The sequence below is a fragment of the Shinella sumterensis genome (assembly GCF_004514425.2).
GTDB classification, from domain to species: domain Bacteria; phylum Pseudomonadota; class Alphaproteobacteria; order Rhizobiales; family Rhizobiaceae; genus Shinella; species Shinella sumterensis.
Map to the genome: position 1 here is coordinate 1 of NZ_MYFN02000029.1, position 18,547 is coordinate 18,547.

Annotated in this window: 15 protein-coding genes and 1 tRNA gene; 1 reads left to right on the top strand and 15 read right to left on the bottom strand. The window is 61.3% G+C overall.

Going from position 1 to position 18,547, the window contains the following annotated elements:
• The 4 genes from B5M41_RS26015 to rpsL form a co-directional block, all read right to left on the bottom strand.
• The coding region (locus tag B5M41_RS26015) for a GTP-binding protein (RefSeq protein WP_230640371.1) at positions 1 to 705 on the bottom strand (705 nt) is incomplete at its 3' end.
• A gap of 65 nt (positions 706 to 770) precedes the next feature.
• A complete protein-coding gene (gene fusA, locus B5M41_RS26020) occupies positions 771 to 2,870 on the bottom strand; it encodes an elongation factor G (protein ID WP_134652691.1) in 2,100 nt (699 codons plus the stop codon).
• A gap of 30 nt (positions 2,871 to 2,900) precedes the next feature.
• Positions 2,901 to 3,371 (bottom strand): 30S ribosomal protein S7, encoded by a 471-nt coding sequence (gene rpsG / locus B5M41_RS26025; protein WP_134652689.1) that lies wholly within the window; start codon positions 3,369 to 3,371, stop codon positions 2,901 to 2,903.
• A 55-nt stretch (positions 3,372 to 3,426) separates the two neighbouring features.
• Positions 3,427 to 3,798, bottom strand: coding sequence for a 30S ribosomal protein S12 (gene rpsL / locus B5M41_RS26030; RefSeq protein ID WP_003507760.1), 372 nt, complete (start codon positions 3,796 to 3,798; stop codon positions 3,427 to 3,429).
• Positions 3,799 to 4,348: 550 nt separating this feature from the next.
• Here rpsL and B5M41_RS26035 point away from each other — a divergent pair.
• Positions 4,349 to 4,645, top strand: a complete 297-nt coding sequence (locus tag B5M41_RS26035; RefSeq protein WP_134652687.1) for a transcriptional regulator — start codon at positions 4,349 to 4,351, stop codon at positions 4,643 to 4,645.
• A gap of 137 nt (positions 4,646 to 4,782) precedes the next feature.
• Here the strand turns inward: B5M41_RS26035 and rpoC are convergent, their stop codons facing one another.
• The 11 genes from rpoC to B5M41_RS26090 all read right to left on the bottom strand — a co-directional run.
• Positions 4,783 to 8,994, bottom strand: a complete 4,212-nt coding sequence (gene rpoC / locus B5M41_RS26040) for a DNA-directed RNA polymerase subunit beta' (RefSeq protein WP_134652685.1) — start codon at positions 8,992 to 8,994, stop codon at positions 4,783 to 4,785.
• Between the two features lie 156 nt (positions 8,995 to 9,150).
• Positions 9,151 to 13,290 carry a DNA-directed RNA polymerase subunit beta gene (gene rpoB / locus B5M41_RS26045; RefSeq protein ID WP_134652683.1) on the bottom strand — a complete coding sequence of 1,380 codons (4,140 nt, stop codon included), beginning with the start codon at positions 13,288 to 13,290 and terminating at the stop codon, positions 9,151 to 9,153.
• Positions 13,291 to 13,543: 253 nt separating this feature from the next.
• The gene (gene rplL, locus B5M41_RS26050; protein ID WP_134652681.1) at positions 13,544 to 13,921 is read right to left on the bottom strand and encodes a 50S ribosomal protein L7/L12; all 378 of its coding nucleotides are present in this window, start codon (positions 13,919 to 13,921) and stop codon (positions 13,544 to 13,546) included.
• A 60-nt stretch (positions 13,922 to 13,981) separates the two neighbouring features.
• Positions 13,982 to 14,500, bottom strand: a complete 519-nt coding sequence (gene rplJ, locus B5M41_RS26055) for a 50S ribosomal protein L10 (RefSeq protein ID WP_134652679.1) — start codon at positions 14,498 to 14,500, stop codon at positions 13,982 to 13,984.
• Positions 14,501 to 14,850: 350 nt separating this feature from the next.
• Positions 14,851 to 15,543, bottom strand: a complete 693-nt coding sequence (rplA, locus tag B5M41_RS26060; protein WP_134652677.1) for a 50S ribosomal protein L1 — start codon at positions 15,541 to 15,543, stop codon at positions 14,851 to 14,853.
• Between the two features lie 4 nt (positions 15,544 to 15,547).
• Positions 15,548 to 15,979: a 50S ribosomal protein L11 gene (rplK, locus tag B5M41_RS26065; protein ID WP_023517311.1), complete on the bottom strand. Its 432-nt coding sequence runs from the start codon at positions 15,977 to 15,979 to the stop codon at positions 15,548 to 15,550.
• Positions 15,980 to 16,190: 211 nt separating this feature from the next.
• Entirely contained in the window at positions 16,191 to 16,721 is a 531-nt protein-coding gene (gene nusG / locus B5M41_RS26070; RefSeq protein ID WP_064329841.1) for a transcription termination/antitermination protein NusG, read from the bottom strand.
• A gap of 16 nt (positions 16,722 to 16,737) precedes the next feature.
• A complete protein-coding gene (gene secE, locus B5M41_RS26075) occupies positions 16,738 to 16,938 on the bottom strand; it encodes a preprotein translocase subunit SecE (RefSeq protein WP_134652675.1) in 201 nt (66 codons plus the stop codon).
• A gap of 192 nt (positions 16,939 to 17,130) precedes the next feature.
• Positions 17,131 to 17,206, bottom strand: a tRNA-Trp gene (locus B5M41_RS26080).
• A 136-nt stretch (positions 17,207 to 17,342) separates the two neighbouring features.
• Positions 17,343 to 17,999 (bottom strand): hypothetical protein, encoded by a 657-nt coding sequence (locus tag B5M41_RS26085; RefSeq protein WP_134652673.1) that lies wholly within the window; start codon positions 17,997 to 17,999, stop codon positions 17,343 to 17,345.
• Between the two features lie 299 nt (positions 18,000 to 18,298).
• Positions 18,299 to 18,547, bottom strand: a 249-nt coding sequence (locus B5M41_RS26090) for an EF-Tu C-terminal domain-related protein (RefSeq protein WP_461675936.1), incomplete at its 5' end; no start/stop codon positions are given.

Below are 18,547 nucleotides of genomic sequence, written 5' to 3' on the forward strand. Positions count from 1 at the left end.
CTTGACGATGCCACGCTCGACGCGGCCGGTCACGACCGTACCACGGCCCGAGATCGAGAACACGTCTTCGATCGGCATCAGGAAGGGCTGGTCGATCGGACGCTCGGGCGTCGGGATGTAGTCGTCGACTGCGGCCATCAGGGCGCGGATCGCGTCTTCGCCGATTTCCTTGTTCGAATCTTCCAGAGCCGCCAGAGCCGAACCCTTGACGATCGGAATGTCGTCGCCCGGGAATTCGTAGGACGACAGAAGTTCGCGCACTTCCAGCTCGACGAGCTCGAGAAGTTCGGCGTCGTCAACCTGGTCGACCTTGTTGAGGAACACCACGATCGCGGGAACGCCGACCTGGCGGGCCAGCAGGATGTGCTCGCGCGTCTGCGGCATCGGGCCGTCGGCTGCCGAAACAACCAGGATCGCGCCGTCCATCTGGGCAGCACCGGTGATCATGTTCTTGACGTAGTCGGCGTGGCCGGGGCAGTCGACATGCGCGTAGTGACGGTTCGCCGTCTCGTATTCGACGTGTGCCGTCGAGATGGTGATGCCGCGCGCCTTTTCTTCCGGAGCAGCGTCGATCTGGTCGTACGCCTTGAACTCGCCGAAGTACTTCGTGATCGCTGCCGTCGTCGACGTCTTGCCGTGGTCAACGTGCCCGATCGTGCCGATGTTTACGTGAGGCTTGTTGCGCTCAAACTTGCTCTTTGCCATTTCCGGCTCTCCGTTCGTGATCCCTGGACGGGAAATTCATACAAATTGGGTGGGGCGTACCCCGGTCACTTCTGACCGGAGTACTTTGCCTGGATTTCCTGTGCGACGTTCGAGGGAACCGGCGCATAGTGGTCGAAGACCATCGAGTACTGGGCGCGGCCCTGCGACATGGAGCGCAGGTTGTCCACGTACTTGAACATGTTGGCCAGCGGTACGTTGGCGGAGATCACGACGGCAACGCCGCGGCTCTCCTGGCCCTGGATCTGGCCACGACGGGAGTTCAGGTCGCCGATAACGTCGCCGACATAGTCTTCCGGCGTTACGACTTCGACCTTCATCATCGGCTCGAGCAGCTGGGCGCCAGCTTCGCGGGATGCTTCACGGAAGCAGGCACGCGATGCGATTTCGAAGGCGAGGACCGAGGAGTCGACGTCGTGGAAGGCGCCGTCGATGAGCGTCGCCTTGACGCCGAGCATCGGGAAGCCTGCGAGCGGACCCGAAGACAGAACGCTTTCGATACCCTTCTGAACGCCCGGGATATATTCCTTCGGAACAGCACCGCCGACGATCTTGGATTCGAAGAGGAAATCTTCGCCTTCCGGGTTCGGTTCGAAGACGAGCTTCACGCGGGCGAACTGGCCGGTACCACCGGTCTGCTTCTTGTGCGTGTAGTCCTTCTCGGTCTTGCGCGTGATCGTCTCACGGTAAGCAACCTGCGGAGCACCGACGTTGGCTTCGACCTTGAACTCGCGACGCATGCGGTCGACGATGATGTCGAGGTGAAGTTCACCCATGCCGGCGATGATCGTCTGGCCGGATTCTTCGTCGGTCTTGACGCGGAAGGACGGGTCTTCTGCGGCCAGGCGGTTGAGCGCGAGGCCCATCTTTTCCTGGTCGTTCTTCGTCTTCGGCTCGATGGCGATCTGGATAACCGGCTCCGGGAACTCCATGCGCTCGAGGATAACCGGCTTCAGGGGATCGCAAAGCGTATCGCCCGTCGTCGTGTCCTTGAGGCCGGCGAGAGCAACGATGTCGCCTGCATAGGCTTCTTCGATGTCTTCACGGGAGTTGGAGTGCATCTGAAGCATACGGCCGACGCGCTCGCGCTTGTCCTTGACCGTGTTCATGACCGACGTGCCCTTTTCGAGCTTGCCGGAATAGATGCGGGCAAAGGTCAGCGAACCGACGAAGGGGTCGTTCATGATCTTGAACGCGAGCATGGAAAGCGGCTCGCTGTCATCGGCATGACGCTCGATTTCGGCTTCGGTCTTGACGTCGATGCCCTTGATGGCCGGGATGTCGACCGGCGACGGCAGGTAATCGACAACGGCGTCGAGAAGCGGCTGAACGCCCTTGTTCTTGAAAGCCGTACCGCAGAACATCGGGTGGAACTTCACGTCGATGGTGCCGCGGCGAACGAGTTCGCGGATCTTGTCGTTGTCCGGGTAGGTGCCTTCGAGGTAGGCTTCCATCGCGGCTTCGTCGATTTCGACGACGGTCTCGATGAGCTTCTCGCGATACTCCTCGGCCTTTTCCTTCATGTCTTCAGGAATTTCGACGACGTCCCACTGGGCGCCGAGCGATTCATCGCGCCAGACGAGAGCGTTCATCTCGATCAGATCGATAACGCCCTTGAATTCGCTTTCAGCGCCGATCGGCAGCTGCATGACGACGGCGGTCGCACCGAGACGCGACTTGATCATGGAAACCGAGCGGTAGAAGTCCGCGCCGGTCTTGTCCATCTTGTTGCAGAAGATCATGCGCGGAACGTTGTACTTCTCAGCCTGACGCCAGACGGTTTCCGTCTGCGGCTCAACGCCGGCATTGGCATCGAGAAGGGCAATCGCACCGTCGAGAACGCGCAGCGAGCGTTCGACTTCGATGGTGAAGTCAACGTGGCCGGGGGTGTCAATGATGTTGAAGCGGCGGGTCTTGCCGTCACGGCCCTTCCAGAAGGTCGTGGTGGCAGCGGACGTGATGGTGATGCCGCGTTCCTGCTCCTGCTCCATCCAGTCCATGGTGGCGGCGCCGTCATGGACTTCGCCGATCTTGTGGGACTTGCCGGTGTAGTAGAGGATGCGTTCGGTCGTCGTCGTCTTGCCGGCGTCGATATGCGCCATGATACCGAAATTTCGGTAGTCTTCGATTTTATATTCGCGAGCCATTGGAGCTCCTTTCGAGACGTCTAGTTTCGGTTACCAGCGGTAGTGCGAGAAGGCACGGTTGGCGTCAGCCATCTTGTGCGTGTCTTCGCGCTTCTTGACCGCGCTGCCGCGGTTGTTCGAAGCGTCCATGAGTTCGCCGGAAAGGCGCTCGACCATGGTCGTTTCGTTACGCTTGCGGGCAGCAGCGATCAGCCAGCGGATGGCCAGAGCCTGACGACGCTCCGGACGAACATCGACCGGAACCTGGTAGGTCGCACCACCGACGCGGCGCGAACGCACTTCGACGTGCGGCGCAACGTTGTCGAGAGCCGAATGGAACACGCCCAGCGGGTCGGCCTTGGCCTTGCCCTGAACGACGTCGAAGGCGCCGTAAACGATCGTTTCGGCGACGGACTTCTTGCCGTCCAGCATGATGGCATTCATGAACTTGGTGACAACGAGATCGCCGAACTTCGGGTCCGGATTGATCTCGCGCTTTTCTGCTCTATGGCGACGGGACATACTTTTCGTCTTTCTTCAAAAGGTTCCGACCAGCGAAATGGCGCCGGTTACTGTATTATTTCGGACGCTTCGCGCCGTACTTGGAGCGGCGCTGCTTGCGGTTCTTGACGCCCTGGGTGTCGAGAACGCCGCGGATGATGTGGTAGCGCACACCCGGAAGGTCCTTTACGCGGCCGCCACGGATCATGACGACAGAGTGTTCCTGCAGGTTGTGGCCTTCGCCCGGGATGTAGCCGATGACTTCGAAGCCATTGGTCAGGCGGATCTTGGCGACCTTACGCAGAGCCGAGTTCGGCTTCTTCGGGGTCGTGGTATAAACGCGGGTGCAAACACCACGCTTCTGGGGGTTTTCCTGCAGGGCAGGAACCTTGTTGCGCTTTACCTGCGCCTGGCGCGGCTTGCGGATCAGCTGGTTTACGGTAGGCATAGACCCATCCCTTGTTCGTCTCATTTACCCTTGCGGGCGGATACATGGCCACACGCGTGTTCATGCGCAATAAAAGGCCGATCCACTTGAGTGGATGACCCCAATAGGCAGAGGACGCGTTATAACCGCGTCATGCGTGCAGCATTCATGTTCTCAACGTGCGTCGAGCCCTGTTTGAGGCGAACTCCAGAACGAGTCGTTCCGAACCAGCCAGCCTCACATAGGCTCTGATGGCGTGCGGAATACTGACTTAAGGGCAAAAGGTCAAGGGGCGCGGCGAAAGAATCCCGGGCCGCGGCGGCAGATATGCCTGAAATGCAGGGCTTTCGGCCTTGCCCCCTGCCCTGTACGGGCAGCGGGCCAGCCATCAATCCATCACGAATGAATATTAAGAAAGCATGAAAGCGGAATCAACCGGGAAGAGTCAGAGCCCGCCGCCTGCATCCACTGATTCTCTTGACCGGCTGGCCGATGCTTGCATTTTGCCATTGGGCCCGGCCACCCTACCCTTTATAGAATGTCCAGCACTCAATCCCGAAAGGAGCCCGCCATGGCGTCCAGCGCCGACAACGACAACAATACGCTCGACGAACCGATGGTCTTCATCATCATCGGCAAGGCCTATGAGCGGGAGGGCGACGATGGCCTCGACATCCACGTCATGCTGCGCGCGCCCGATGACGACAGCGCCGTGCGGGAGGCCCTGAACGCGCTCTCCGAGGAAGGCTTCATCGAGGCGGACCTCGACCAGATCGGCACCCTGACCGGCGAACCGGAAGAAGAGCCGCATGCCTCCGCCTACAAGGGCGCGCTGGAAGGCGAAGTGGCGATCATCCGCTTCGCCTGAACGCCTACCGCACTTCGCTATTCATAAGCCGCCCGGCCACCCGGGCGGCTTTTCTGCTTCTTCGAACCACTTGTGCCCGGCAGAAACAAAAACGCCGGGCGCGAGGCCCGGCGTCTTCATAGTCATAGGATCCAGCCTTACTCGGCTGCGGCACCCTCGCCACCGGCGAGCTCCGTGAGCATCGGGGTGGCGACGCCGGCGCCCGTCGACTTGCGGCGCTCGTCGAGGATCATCTCGTCGCGAGCCGTCGCGATACGGCGGATCTGGGTCATGGTGCCACCCGTACCGGCCGGGATGAGGCGGCCGACGATGACGTTTTCCTTGAGGCCCTGCAGGCCGTCGGTCTTGCCGGCGATCGCAGCTTCCGTGAGAACCTTGGTGGTCTCCTGGAACGAAGCGGCCGAGATGAACGACGGGGTCTGCAGCGACGCCTTGGTGATGCCGAGAAGGACAGGTTCGCCGTATGCCGGCTTCTTGCCTTCCTCGATCAGCGCGTCGTTGACGTCTTCGAGCTCGATACGGTCGACATTGTCGCCGACGATGTAGGTCGAGTCGCCGGCATCCGTGATCTCGACCTTCTGCAGCATCTGGCGAACGATCACCTCGATGTGCTTGTCGTTGATCACAACGCCCTGCAGTCGGTAGACTTCCTGGATTTCGTTCACGAGGTAGGAAGCAAGTGCTTCCACGCCCTTGATCGCCAGGATGTCGTGCGGCGCCGGGTTGCCGTCGAGGATGTAGTCACCCTTTTCGATGAAGTCGCCGTCCTGAAGGTGGAAGGGCTTGCCCTTCGGGATCAGGTACTCGACCGGTTCGACACCGTCTTCCGCCGGCTCGATCATCACGCGACGCTTGTTCTTGTAGTCGCGGCCGAGGCGAACCGTACCATCGATCTCCGCGATGATGGCGTGGTCCTTCGGACGACGGGCTTCGAACAGTTCGGCAACGCGCGGCAGACCACCGGTGATGTCCTTGGTCTTGGCGCTTTCCAGCGGCGAACGGGCAAGAACGTCACCCTGGGAGACCTTCTGGCCGGGCTCGACCGAGAGGATCGCGTCGACCGAGAGCATGAAGCGGGCTTCGCCACCGCGGGACAGCTTGGCAACCGCGCCATTCTTGTCCTTGATGACGATGGCCGGCTTCAGGTCCGAACCGCGCGGCGTCGAACGCCAGTCGATGACCGAACGCTTGGTGATGCCGGTGGACTCGTCCGTCGTTTCCAGAACCGAGATGCCGTCGACCACGTCTTCGAAGTGAACGGTACCCTCGACTTCCGTCATCATCGGACGGGTGTAGGGGTCCCACTCGGCGAGACGCTGGCCGCGCTTCACCTTGTCGCCATCGTCGACGAAGATCTTCGAACCGTAGGCGACGCGCTGTGAGGAACGCTCCACGCCACGCTCGTCCAGGATGGTGATCGCCATGTTGCGGCCCATCGCGACGAGTGCGCCTTCGGAGTTGCGCAGCATGTTGCGGTTCTTCATCTGCACCGTGCCTTCATACGATGCTTCCAGGAACGACTGGTCGACCACGGTCGCCGTGCCGCCCAGGTGGAAGGTACGCATGGTCAGCTGGGTGCCCGGCTCGCCGATCGACTGTGCCGCGATGACGCCAACGGCTTCGCCCATGTTGACGGGCGTGCCGCGTGCGAGGTCTCGACCGTAGCAGACGCCGCAGACGCCGGTCTGGATTTCGCAGGTCAGCGCCGAACGGATGCGGATCGACTGGATACCAGCCTTCTCGATCTCGACGACATCGGCCTCAAGGATCATCCTGCCGGCATCGACGATGCGCTCACCCGTGACCGGATGATCGATGTCGTCGAGTGCGGTACGGCCCAGAACGCGGGTGCCGATCGAAGCCACGACCTGGCCTGCATCGACGATCGCGGTCATGGTGAGGCCCTTGTCGGTGCCGCAATCCACGTGCGTGACGATGCAATCCTGCGCGACGTCGACGAGACGACGGGTCAGGTAACCGGAGTTCGCGGTCTTCAAGGCGGTGTCTGCAAGACCCTTGCGGGCGCCGTGCGTCGAGTTGAAGTACTCGTTCACGGTCAGGCCTTCCTTGAAGTTCGAGATGATCGGCGTTTCGATGATCTCGCCCGACGGCTTGGCCATGAGGCCACGCATGCCGCCCAGCTGGCGCATCTGGTTCGGAGAACCGCGGGCGCCCGAGTGGGACATCATGTAGATGGCGTTCATCGGCTTCTGGCGACCGGTTTCCGGGTCGAACTCGACGGCCTTGATGCGGGCCATCATGTCTTCGGCAACCTTTTCGGTCGCCTTGCCCCAGGCGTCGACGACCTTGTTGTACTTCTCGCCCTGGGTGATCAGGCCGTCGTTGTACTGCTGCTCGTATTCCTTGACGAGGGTTTCGGTGTCACCGACGATCTTCGCCTTGGTTTCCGGGATGATCATGTCGTCCTTGCCGAACGAAATGCCGGCGCGGCAGGCATGGGCAAAGCCGAGCTGCATGATGCGGTCGCAGAAGATGACCGTGTCCTTCTGGCCGCAGTGACGGTAGACCGTGTCGATCATCTTGGAGATGTTCTTCTTGGTCATTTCCTGGTTGCAGATGTCGAACGGAATGTTGCCGTTCTTCGGCAGCAGTTCGCCGATGATCATGCGGCCGGGCGTCGTTTCATAGATCTTGGTGTACGGCTTGCCGTCGGCATCGACCGACTTGAAGCGTCCCTTGATCTTGGCGTGCAGCGTGACGACCTTGTTCTCCAGCGCGTGGTGCAGTTCGCCCATGTCGGAGAAGGCCATGCCTTCGCCCGGCTCGTTCTGGTTCATGATCGCCAGATAGTAGAGGCCGAGAACCATGTCCTGCGAGGGAACGATGATCGGTGCGCCGTTCGCCGGATGCAGGATGTTGTTGGTCGACATCATGAGCACGCGCGCTTCCAGCTGGGCTTCCAGCGAGAGCGGAACGTGAACAGCCATCTGGTCACCGTCGAAGTCGGCGTTGAAGGCCGTGCAGACGAGCGGGTGCAGCTGGATCGCCTTGCCTTCGACCAGGATCGGTTCGAAGGCCTGGATGCCCAGGCGGTGCAGCGTCGGTGCGCGGTTCAGGAGAACCGGATGCTCGCGGATGACCTCGTCGAGGATATCCCAGACCTCAGGCTTTTCCTTCTCGACCAGCTTCTTGGCCTGCTTGACGGTCGAGGAGAAACCCTTCGCGTCGAGGCGGGCATAGATGAACGGCTTGAACAGTTCGAGCGCCATCTTCTTCGGCAGGCCGCACTGGTGCAGCTTGAGTTCCGGACCGGTCACGATGACCGAACGGCCGGAATAGTCGACGCGCTTGCCGAGCAGGTTCTGACGGAAGCGGCCCTGCTTGCCCTTGAGCATGTCGGACAGCGACTTCAGCGGACGCTTGTTGGCGCCGGTGATGACGCGGCCACGGCGGCCGTTGTCGAATAGGGCGTCAACCGATTCCTGAAGCATGCGCTTCTCGTTACGGATGATGATGCCCGGTGCGCGCAGCTCGATGAGACGCTTCAGACGGTTGTTACGGTTGATGACGCGGCGATAGAGATCGTTGAGGTCCGACGTCGCGAAACGGCCGCCATCCAGCGGGACGAGCGGGCGCAGGTCCGGCGGGATCACCGGAACGACCTTCATGATCATCCATTCCGGACGGTTGCCGCTTTCCATGAAGTTCTCGACGATCTTCAGGCGCTTCATCAGCTTCTTCTGCTTCAGCTCCGACGTGGTGTCCGCCAGATCCGAGCGCAGGTCGCCTGCGATCTTCTCGAGGTTCATCGAGGCGAGCATCTCGTAGATGGCCTCGGCGCCGATCATCGCCGTGAACTGGTCTTCACCATATTCATCAACGGCGATCATGTATTCTTCTTCGGAAAGAAGCTGGTTTTCCTTGAGCGCGGTCAGGCCCGGCTCGGTCACGATGTAGTTCTCGAAATAGAGAACGCGCTCGACATCCTTCAGCGTCATGTCGAGCAGCGTCGCGATGCGCGACGGCAGCGACTTCAGGAACCAGATGTGGGCAACGGGCGCAGCGAGCTCGATATGGCCCATGCGCTCACGGCGAACGCGCGACAGCGTGACTTCCACGCCGCACTTTTCGCAGATGATGCCCTTGTACTTCATGCGCTTGTACTTGCCGCACAGGCACTCGTAGTCCTTGATCGGGCCAAAGATGCGCGCGCAGAACAGACCGTCGCGTTCCGGCTTGAACGTGCGGTAGTTGATGGTTTCCGGCTTCTTGATCTCACCGTAAGACCAGGACAGGATCTTTTCCGGCGACGCGATCGAAATCCGGATGGAATCGAACGTCTGCGCAGGCACCTGCGGGTTGAAAAGGTTCATGACCTCTTGGTTCATGCCTATCTCCTTAGTGGGCCTTGGGCCCTCTGCTTAGCAAGCAATTGCGGCGATACCCGGGTGCCGCAACGCTGCCTTAAACGGATGAGCCGCCCCCTGCCGAACGGGCGGGAGGCGGAAACGGTGCGCGCCTTTTTGGGCGCGCACCCGATCAGATCACTCTGCCGCGTCGGGAAGCTGGCCGGCTTCCGCGTTCGGATCGATCTTGGAGTTCTCGAGTTCGACCGACAGGCCGAGCGAGCGCATTTCCTTGACGAGAACGTTGAAGCTCTCGGGAATGCCCGCCTCGAACGTGTCGTCGCCACGAACGATCGCCTCGTACACCTTGGTGCGGCCCGCGACGTCGTCCGACTTCACGGTCAGCATTTCCTGCAGCGTGTAGGCGGCGCCGTAAGCTTCGAGAGCCCAGACCTCCATTTCCCCGAAGCGCTGGCCGCCGAACTGCGCCTTGCCGCCCAGCGGCTGCTGGGTAACGAGCGAGTACGGACCGATCGAACGGGCGTGGATCTTGTCGTCCACGAGGTGGTTCAGCTTGATCATGTACATGTAGCCGACGGTGACCTTGCGGTCGAAGGCTTCACCCGTACGGCCGTCGTAGAGAACCGACTGGCCGGAGGAGTTGAGGCCTGCACGCTCCAGCATGCTGGCGACGTCGGGTTCATGCGCACCGTCGAAGACCGGCGTTGCGATCGAGACACCCTTGCGGGACTGCTCGGCAAGCTTGACCAGGGCGTCGTCGTCGAAATGGGCGACTTCGTCCTTGGCTTCGCTCTCGTAGACTTCCGTCAGCTCGCGCTTCAGGTCCGAGATGTCCATCGTCTTGCGATACTCGTCGAGCAGGTCGCCGATCTTCTTGCCCATGCCGGCGCAAGCCCAGGCAAGGTGGGTTTCGAGGATCTGGCCGACGTTCATGCGCGAAGGCACGCCCAGCGGGTTCAAGCAGATGTCGACATGCGTACCGTCTTCCAGGAACGGCATGTCCTCGATCGGCAGGATGCGCGAAACCACACCCTTGTTGCCGTGACGGCCGGCCATCTTGTCGCCGGGCTGGATCTTGCGCTTCACAGCGACGAAGACCTTGACCATCTTCATGACGCCCGGAGGCATTTCGTCGCCGCGCTGGACCTTCTCGACCTTGTCCATGAAGCGCTGTTCAAGGCGCGACTTGGATTCGTCGTACTGGCCACGAAGCGCTTCGATCTCGCCCTGGACCTTCTCGTCCTCGACGGCGAACATCCACCACTGCGAGCGGGGATATTCGGAGATGACGGCGTTCGACAGCTCGGTGCCCTTCTTGAAGGACTTCGGGCCGGCAACGGCGACGTGGCCACGCAGCATGTCGATCAGACGGCCGTAGACGTTACGGTCGAGGATCGCCTGCTCGTCGTCACGGTCCTTGGCCAGACGCTCGATCTCTTCACGCTCGATCGCCATCGCGCGCTCGTCCTTCTCCACGCCGTGGCGGTTGAAGACGCGAACTTCGACGACCGTACCGAAGGTGCCGGGCGGCATGCGCATGGAGGTGTCGCGAACGTCGGAGGCCTTCTCACCGAAGATGGCGCGCAGGAGCTTTTCTTCCGGCGTCATCGGGCTTTCGCCCTTCGGGGTGATCTTGCCGACCAGGATGTCGCCCGGCTGAACCTCTGCACCGATATAGACGATACCGGCTTCGTCGAGGTTCTTCAGCGCTTCTTCCGAAACATTCGGAATGTCGCGCGTGATTTCTTCCGGGCCGAGCTTCGTGTCGCGGGCCATGACTTCGAATTCCTCGATGTGGATCGAGGTGAACACGTCGTCGGAGACGATGCGTTCGGACATCAGGATCGAGTCTTCGTAGTTGTAGCCGTTCCACGGCATGAACGCGACGAGCGCGTTGCGGCCGAGTGCCAGGTCACCGAGGTCGGTCGACGGACCGTCCGCGATGATGTCGCCCTTGTTGAGAACGTCGCCGACGGTGACCAGCGGGCGCTGGTTGACGCAGGTGTTCTGGTTGGAGCGCTGGAACTTCTGCAGACGATAGATATCGACGCCCGACTTCGACGGATCGAGGTCTTCGGTGGCGCGGATAACGATACGGGTCGCGTCGACCTGGTCGACGACACCGCCGCGGCGGGCCGCGATGGCAGCACCCGAGTCACGGGCCACGATCGGCTCCATGCCGGTGCCGACGAACGGTGCTTCCGCCCGCAGGAGCGGAACGGCCTGACGCTGCATGTTCGAACCCATGAGCGCGCGGTTGGCGTCGTCGTTCTCGAGGAACGGGATGAGCGCCGCCGCGACCGAAACGAGCTGCTTCGGCGAAACGTCCATCAGGTTGATCTGGTCGCGCGGGGCGAGCATGACTTCGCCGGCGTGACGGCAGACGACGAACTCTTCAGCGAAGGAGTTGTCGGCTTCCAGCACGGAGTTGGCCTGGGCAACGTGGTACTTGGCCTCTTCCATGGCGGAGAGGTAGACCACGTCCGTCGTCACCTTGCCGTCCACGATCTTGCGGTACGGGCTTTCGATGAAGCCGTACTTGTTGACGCGGGCGAAGGTGGCGAGCGAGTTGATCAGACCGATGTTCGGGCCTTCCGGCGTCTCGATCGGGCAGATACGGCCATAGTGGGTCGGGTGAACGTCGCGGACTTCGAAGCCGGCGCGTTCGCGGGTCAGACCACCCGGGCCAAGAGCCGAAAGACGGCGCTTGTGGGTGATTTCCGACAGCGGGTTCACCTGGTCCATGAACTGCGACAGCTGCGAGGAACCGAAGAACTCGCGAACGGCGGCAGCCGCCGGCTTCGCGTTGATCAGGTCCTGCGGCATGACCGTGTCGATCTCGATCGAGGACATGCGTTCCTTGATCGCGCGTTCCATGCGGAGCAGGCCGAGACGGTACTGGTTCTCCATGAGTTCGCCGACCGAACGCACACGACGGTTGCCGAGGTTGTCGATGTCGTCGATCTCGCCCTTGCCGTCGCGCAGTTCGACAAGCATCTTGACCACGGCCAGGATGTCTTCCTTGCGCAGCGTGCGGACCGTGTCGGCGACATCGAGGTCAAGGCGCATGTTCATCTTCACGCGGCCGACGGCGGAGAGATCGTAACGCTCCGCGTCGAAGAACAGCGTGTTGAACATGGCTTCGGCCGAATCCATGGTCGGCGGCTCGCCCGGACGCATGACGCGGTAGATGTCGAACAGAGCGTCCTGACGGTTCTCGTTCTTGTCGGCTGCGAGCGTCGAGCGGATGTAGGCGCCGACATTGATATGGTCGATGTCGAGAACCGGAATCTCGTCGAAACCGGCCGACAGGATGACCGGCAGGGTCTTCTCGTCGATTTCGTCGCCGGCTTCGAGATAGATTTCACCCGTCTCGTAGTTGACGATGTCTTCGGCGAGGTAGTTGCCGTAGAGATCCTCATCGGTCGCCTTGAGAGCCTTGAGGCCCTTTTCGGAGAGCTGGCGGAGCAGGCGCGGCGTGAGCTTCTTGCCGACTTCGACAACCACTTCGCCCGTATCGGCATCGATCATGTCCGCGACGGCCTTCTGGCCCTTCAGCACGTCGGGATTGAACGGAATGCGCCAGCCTTCGCCGTCGCGCTGGTAGAGCGACTTCGTGTAGAAGGTCGACAGGATGTCTTCGCCGTCCATGCCCAGCGCCATGAGGAGCGAGGTGACGGGGATCTTGCGGCGGCGGTCGATGCGCGCATGCACGATGTCCTTGGCGTCGAACTCGATGTCGAGCCAGGAACCGCGATACGGGATGACGCGGGCTGCGAAGAGCAGCTTGCCGGAAGAATGGCTCTTGCCCTTGTCGTGATCGAAGAACACGCCCGGCGAACGGTGCATCTGGGAGACGATGACGCGCTCGGTGCCGTTGACGATGAACGTGCCGTTGTCGGTCATGAGCGGCATGTCGCCCATGTAGACGTTCTGTTCCTTGATGTCCTTGATGGACTTCGCGCCGGTATCCTCGTCGATATCGAACACGATGAGGCGCAGCGTCACCTTGAGCGGCGCTGCATAGGTCAGATCACGCTGGCGGCATTCCTCGACGTCGAACTTCGGCTGTTCGAACTCGTAGGAGACGAATTCGAGCATGGAAGCGCCGGAGAAATCGGTGATCGGGAAGACCGACTTGAAAACCGACTGAAGGCCCTCGTCCGGACGACCGCCGGCGGGCTCTTCAACCATCAGAAACTGGTCGTAGGATGCCTTCTGAACCTCGATGAGGTTCGGCATTTCTGCGACTTCGGGGATTTTTCCAAAAAACTTGCGTACGCGCCTACGACCGTTAAACGAAAGGGTCTGAGCCATCGTCGCTCCTTCAAATTAAGCATCCGGGCCTGCAACGGACGGGGTTCGCTGGCCAGTCGATCCCGTCTATCATGGGTTGGTTCAAACTCGTCTCGCCTGCCGCGCACCGGGCCGGATTGCCCTGACTTGCGGGGAAAGACCATCCTCTTGAAGAACCCATTACCCAAAAGCCGTTTTTGCGGCTTTTGGGTAATCAGTCCGGAGGAATCATCAATGGGAGAGGGTCGAAACCCTCTCCCATCGCATTCCGGTATTACTTGACGTCGACCTTGGCGCCGGCGTCCTCAAGCTTCTTCTTGAGGTCAGCGGCTTCAGCCTTGGAGACGGCTTCCTTGACCGGCTTCGGAGCGCCTTCGACCAGGTCCTTGGCTTCCTTGAGGCCGAGGCCGGTGATGCCGCGGACTTCCTTGATGACGTTGATCTTGTTGGCGCCAGCGTCAACGAGGATAACGTCGAACTCGGTCTTTTCTTCTTCAGCAGCAGCCGGAGCAGCGCCACCGCCAGCAGCGGCAACAGCGACCGGAGCAGCTGCAGAAACGCCCCACTTCTCTTCGAGCAGCTTGGAAAGCTCAGCAGCTTCCAGAACAGTCAGAGCAGACAGGTCTTCAACGATCTTTGCGAGATCAGCCATTGTAGTAGTTCCTTATATTCGGTTCGAACTGGTTAGTTTGATTTACAGCGAAAAACCGCCTCAAGCGGCTTCGTCCTTCTTGGCGTAGGCTGCGAACACACGGGCAAGCTGGCTTGCCGGTGCTGCAACGACCGTGGCGACGCGCGTTGCCGGGGCTGCAAGCAGGCCCAGGAGCTTTGCGCGAAGCTCGTCGAGCGAAGGCAGGGTCGCGAGCGACTTGACTGCTTCAGCGTCGAGTGTGGTCGAGCCCATGGCGCCGCCGAGCACAACGAGCTTGTCGTTGGTCTTGGCGAAATCCATGGCAACCTTGGGAGCAATCATCGGATCATTTGCGTAAGCAATGAGCGTCTGACCCTGGAAGAGATCAGACATCCCTTCCGACTCCGTACCCTGAAGGGCAATTTTGGCCAGGCGGTTCTTCGCGACCTTGACGGTGCCGCCGGCAGCACGCATCTTCGTACGAAGATCGTTCATCTGCGCGACGGTGATACCGGCGTAGCGGGCCACGACAACCGAACCGGAAGCCTTGAAGACTTCGTTCAGCTCCGTGACGAATTCGCGTTTTTCCGCTCTTTCCACTGTGCCTATCTCCAGTTGACAGGACCGTGAGTTCTCACGGGACCTGCCGGGTTTACCTTTGCCGCCAGAGGTCCACTTTGAAATGGACCCCGAGCGACGCTCGAGGATCCTGTCCCCCCGCGCTCGGCCCTTTCGGGCCGCGGCACAAGGTAAGGTAGGTTCGAACCGAATTCCGGCGTCATCCGACGCTGAGATGAAATCCAGGTCTCACCCCGTCTCATGCAGGCAAAGTGATTAAGGTCCAACCACCTGCAATCTCGGACAGGAGTTCCGGGGTTTGGCCCCGGAAATCCCCGGCCAGACAAGGCCGGGAATTCTGTTGGGTCCGGCCTGAGCCGGACCCTTGTCTATCAGGCGACGGTCGCCGGGTCGATCTTGACGCCCGGGCCCATGGTCGACGAGATGGCAACGCGCTTGACGTAGTTGCCCTTCGCGCCGGCCGGCTTCGCCTTGACGACGGCGTCGGCGAACGCCTTGATGTTTTCTTCCAGAGCCTTGGCGTCGAAGGAAGCCTTGCCGATGCCGGCGTGGATGATACCAGCCTTCTCGACGCGGAACTCGACAGCACCGCCCTTGGATGCCTTGACAGCGCCTGCAACGTCCATGGTGACGGTGCCGACCTTCGGGTTCGGCATCATGCCGCGGGGCCCAAGAACCTTACCGAGACGGCCGACGAGCGGCATCATGTCCGGGGTCGCGATGCAGCGATCGAAATCGATCTTGCCGCCCTGGACGATTTCCAGCAGGTCTTCGGCGCCGACGATGTCAGCACCGGCAGCCTTGGCTTCGTCAGCCTTGGCGCCACGGGCGAAGACGGCGACGCGAACGTCACGGCCCGTGCCGTTCGGCAGGTTGACCACGCCGCGGACCATCTGGTCTGCGTGACGCGGGTCGACGCCGAGGTTCATGGCGATTTCGACGGTTTCGTCGAACTTGGCGACGGCACGCTCCTTGACGAGAGCGATGGCATCCGAAAGGGCGACCAGCTTGGTGGGGTCGATGCCTTCACGGATCTTCTGGATACGCTTTGCAATCTTGGCCATGGTCTTAACCTACCACTTCCAGGCCCATGGCGCGGGCAGAGCCCTCGACCATTGCCATCGCGCCTTCGATGTCGGCGGCGTTGAGATCCTTCATCTTGGCTTCGGCGATCGACTTGATCTGAGCCTTGGTGAGCTTGCCGACCGTGGCGCCCTTGCCCGGGGTCTTCGAGCCGGACGTGATCTTGGCTTCCTTCTTGAGGAAGTAGGTCACCGGCGGCTGCTTCATCACGAACGTGAAGGACTTGTCCTGGTAATAGGTGATGACGACCGGGATCGGCATACCTTTTTCCATTTCCTGCGTCGCTGCGTTGAACGACTTGCAGAATTCCATGATGTTAATGCCACGCTGACCAAGCGCCGGGCCGATCGGCGGGGACGGGTTTGCCGATCCTGCCTTGACCTGAAGCTTGAGCTGGCCTGCAACTTTCTTAGCCATTTTCTCTGCCTTTCAGAATGCGGCCGGTTGCCCGGCCCTTGATGCCGATCCGGGGACCGGCGGCTGCGGTTGCGTGGTGCGGTTTTCAGCGCCCGGCTACAGGCCGCCTTCCCTTCCACGCGATTGGCGGAAACTTCCGCCGCCGATCCTGCGGGCAGGACCGGATTTCAGATGGACGGCCCCGCGGTCGCAAAACCGGGAGCCACCGAAATCAGATTTTCTCGACCTGGGCGTATTCCAGCTCGACCGGGGTGGCGCGACCGAAGATCGACACCTCCACCTTGAGGCGCGAACGCTCCTCGTCGACATCCTGCACCGTGCCGTTGAACGACGCGAAGGGACCGTCGGAAACGCGGACCTGCTCGCCGATCTCGAACGAGACCGAGGGCTTCGGACGATCGACACCGTCCTGCACCTGCGACAGGATGCGCTCCGCCTCGCTGTCGGGGATCGGGACCGGCTTGTTGTCGGAACCGAGGAAGCCCGTGACCTTCGGCGTGTTCTTGATGAGGTGGTACGCCTCGTCCGTCAGGTTCGCCCGCACCAGCACGTAGCCGGGGAAGAACTTGCGTTCGGAATCGACCTTGCGGCCGCGACGCACCTCGACAACCTTTTCGGTCGGAACGAGAATCTTTTCAAAGAGATGGTCAAGACCCTTCTGCCGGGCCTTGTTCTCGATGTCCTCGGCGACCTTCTTCTCAAAGTTCGAATAGGCGTGGACGATGTACCAACGCGAAGCCATGTTCATCTCCAACCAATCAGACGCCAGCGTTCAGGACGAGCGCGATCAGCCAGGCCAGCAACTGGTCCGCAGCGAAGAAGAACACCGCGGCAAGGAAGACCATCACGAACACCATTGCGGTCGAGATCATCGTCTCGCGCCGCGAGGGCCAAGTCACTTTTGCCGTTTCGGAGCGTACCTGCTGCAGAAACGCAATCGGATTCGTTTTCGATGCCATTGAATATCCACGCCATTACGGCGCGTAAAGCTGAATTATCAGCCCCACGCACCGCGTGTCTGTTTTGCCCTACATAAAGCCCGATTCCCTTTTTCACAAGAGGTAACCGGACTTTTCACGAATTTAGGCGGCTCTCGCCGCCGGTGCCATGTTCCGCCGTCGCTGCTGGTGGTCCGCGCCATCAGGCGAAAATGGCAGGGGCAGAGGGGCTCGAACCCCCGACCTGCGGTTTTGGAGACCGCCGCTCTACCAACTGAGCTATACCCCTTTACGCCTGCCGCATCCGGGTGAAACACCGCTCGCCGGCAAGGCATGGCGTCTTTACGGCGCGCAGCCGGACTTGGCAAGGGCGAAGACGTGTTTTTTTCACAGCTTAGCAAGCCGACACCCCTTCCCCCGATGGATCACCAGTCCATGCGGAACCGCGCGCGGATGGCGCCGACCATTTCGGCATCCTGCCTTTGCACGGTCGCGGCGACGTTGAGACCGCGCATGACGTTCTGCTCGACGCGGAACTCCGTCTTCACATGCGGCTGACCGGAGACGGCCGTGCCCGAAGCGATCAGGGACGTACCCGTCGTGACGGACTGAAGCTGCGCTTTCTGCGTCACGCGTACGGATCCCGTATGGCCGTGCCGCATATCCGAATCGGCCCAGACGGACGGATTGATGAGAATGTCGACGGAGGGCGTGGCCATCCAGCGGTGCGAAACGCCCGCGCTTGCCGTCGCACGCCCCGTCGCAGGGTTATACCCGGCTGCCACGTTGCCCTCCGCACCCGATGCGCCCCTGCCCTGCATTTCCGCCCAGAGCCGCGCATTGTCGCGGGTGCGTCGGACGCTACCCGTCGAGGAGGTCGTGACGGAGAAATCCACACCGGCGCGCGCATCGCTGCCCGGCGGCGTCCTGGCGCCCATGCGCAGGCGATAGGCATTGCCGGAAATCTTGCTCGGCGACCAGATCAGGAGGGAGCCCTCCGCCCGGGCAGCCCCAGCCGGAAGAATCACAAATGCCATCGAAAGGGCGAGCGCTGCGCGCGCCGCACGAAAGAAAGGCGTCATGGGAAACGGGTCCGTCTCGTGTGAGCGTTGTTGCGCGCGGCAGGGCCTCATGCCCGCCACGCGCACGGGCGCCTTTTGCAAAACAGAGGACCACGGTCCAAAGGCGCCGGGCCTTGGCGCATGCCAGGGCCGGTCGCACGAAGCGACGCCATGACCCTACACATCGACGTCCGATGCCTCCATCCCCAGAACTGGCGAGTTATCGGCAAGGTCTAAAATATCGGACGAGAATAGCCTGAACGAAAAAGACCCCGCTGGCGACCAGCGGGGTCTTCTAGATCTGTCGTGATCCGGAAGGATTACTCGACGATGGAGGCGACGATGCCTGCGCCGACGGTACGGCCGCCTTCGCGGATGGCGAAGCGCAGCTTTTCTTCCATCGCGATCGGAACGATCAGCTCGACGTCAACGGTCACGTTGTCGCCCGGCATGACCATTTCCGTGCCTTCCGGCAGCGAGACGATGCCCGTCACGTCCGTCGTGCGGAAGTAGAACTGCGGACGGTAGTTCGTGAAGAACGGCGTATGACGGCCGCCTTCTTCCTTCGT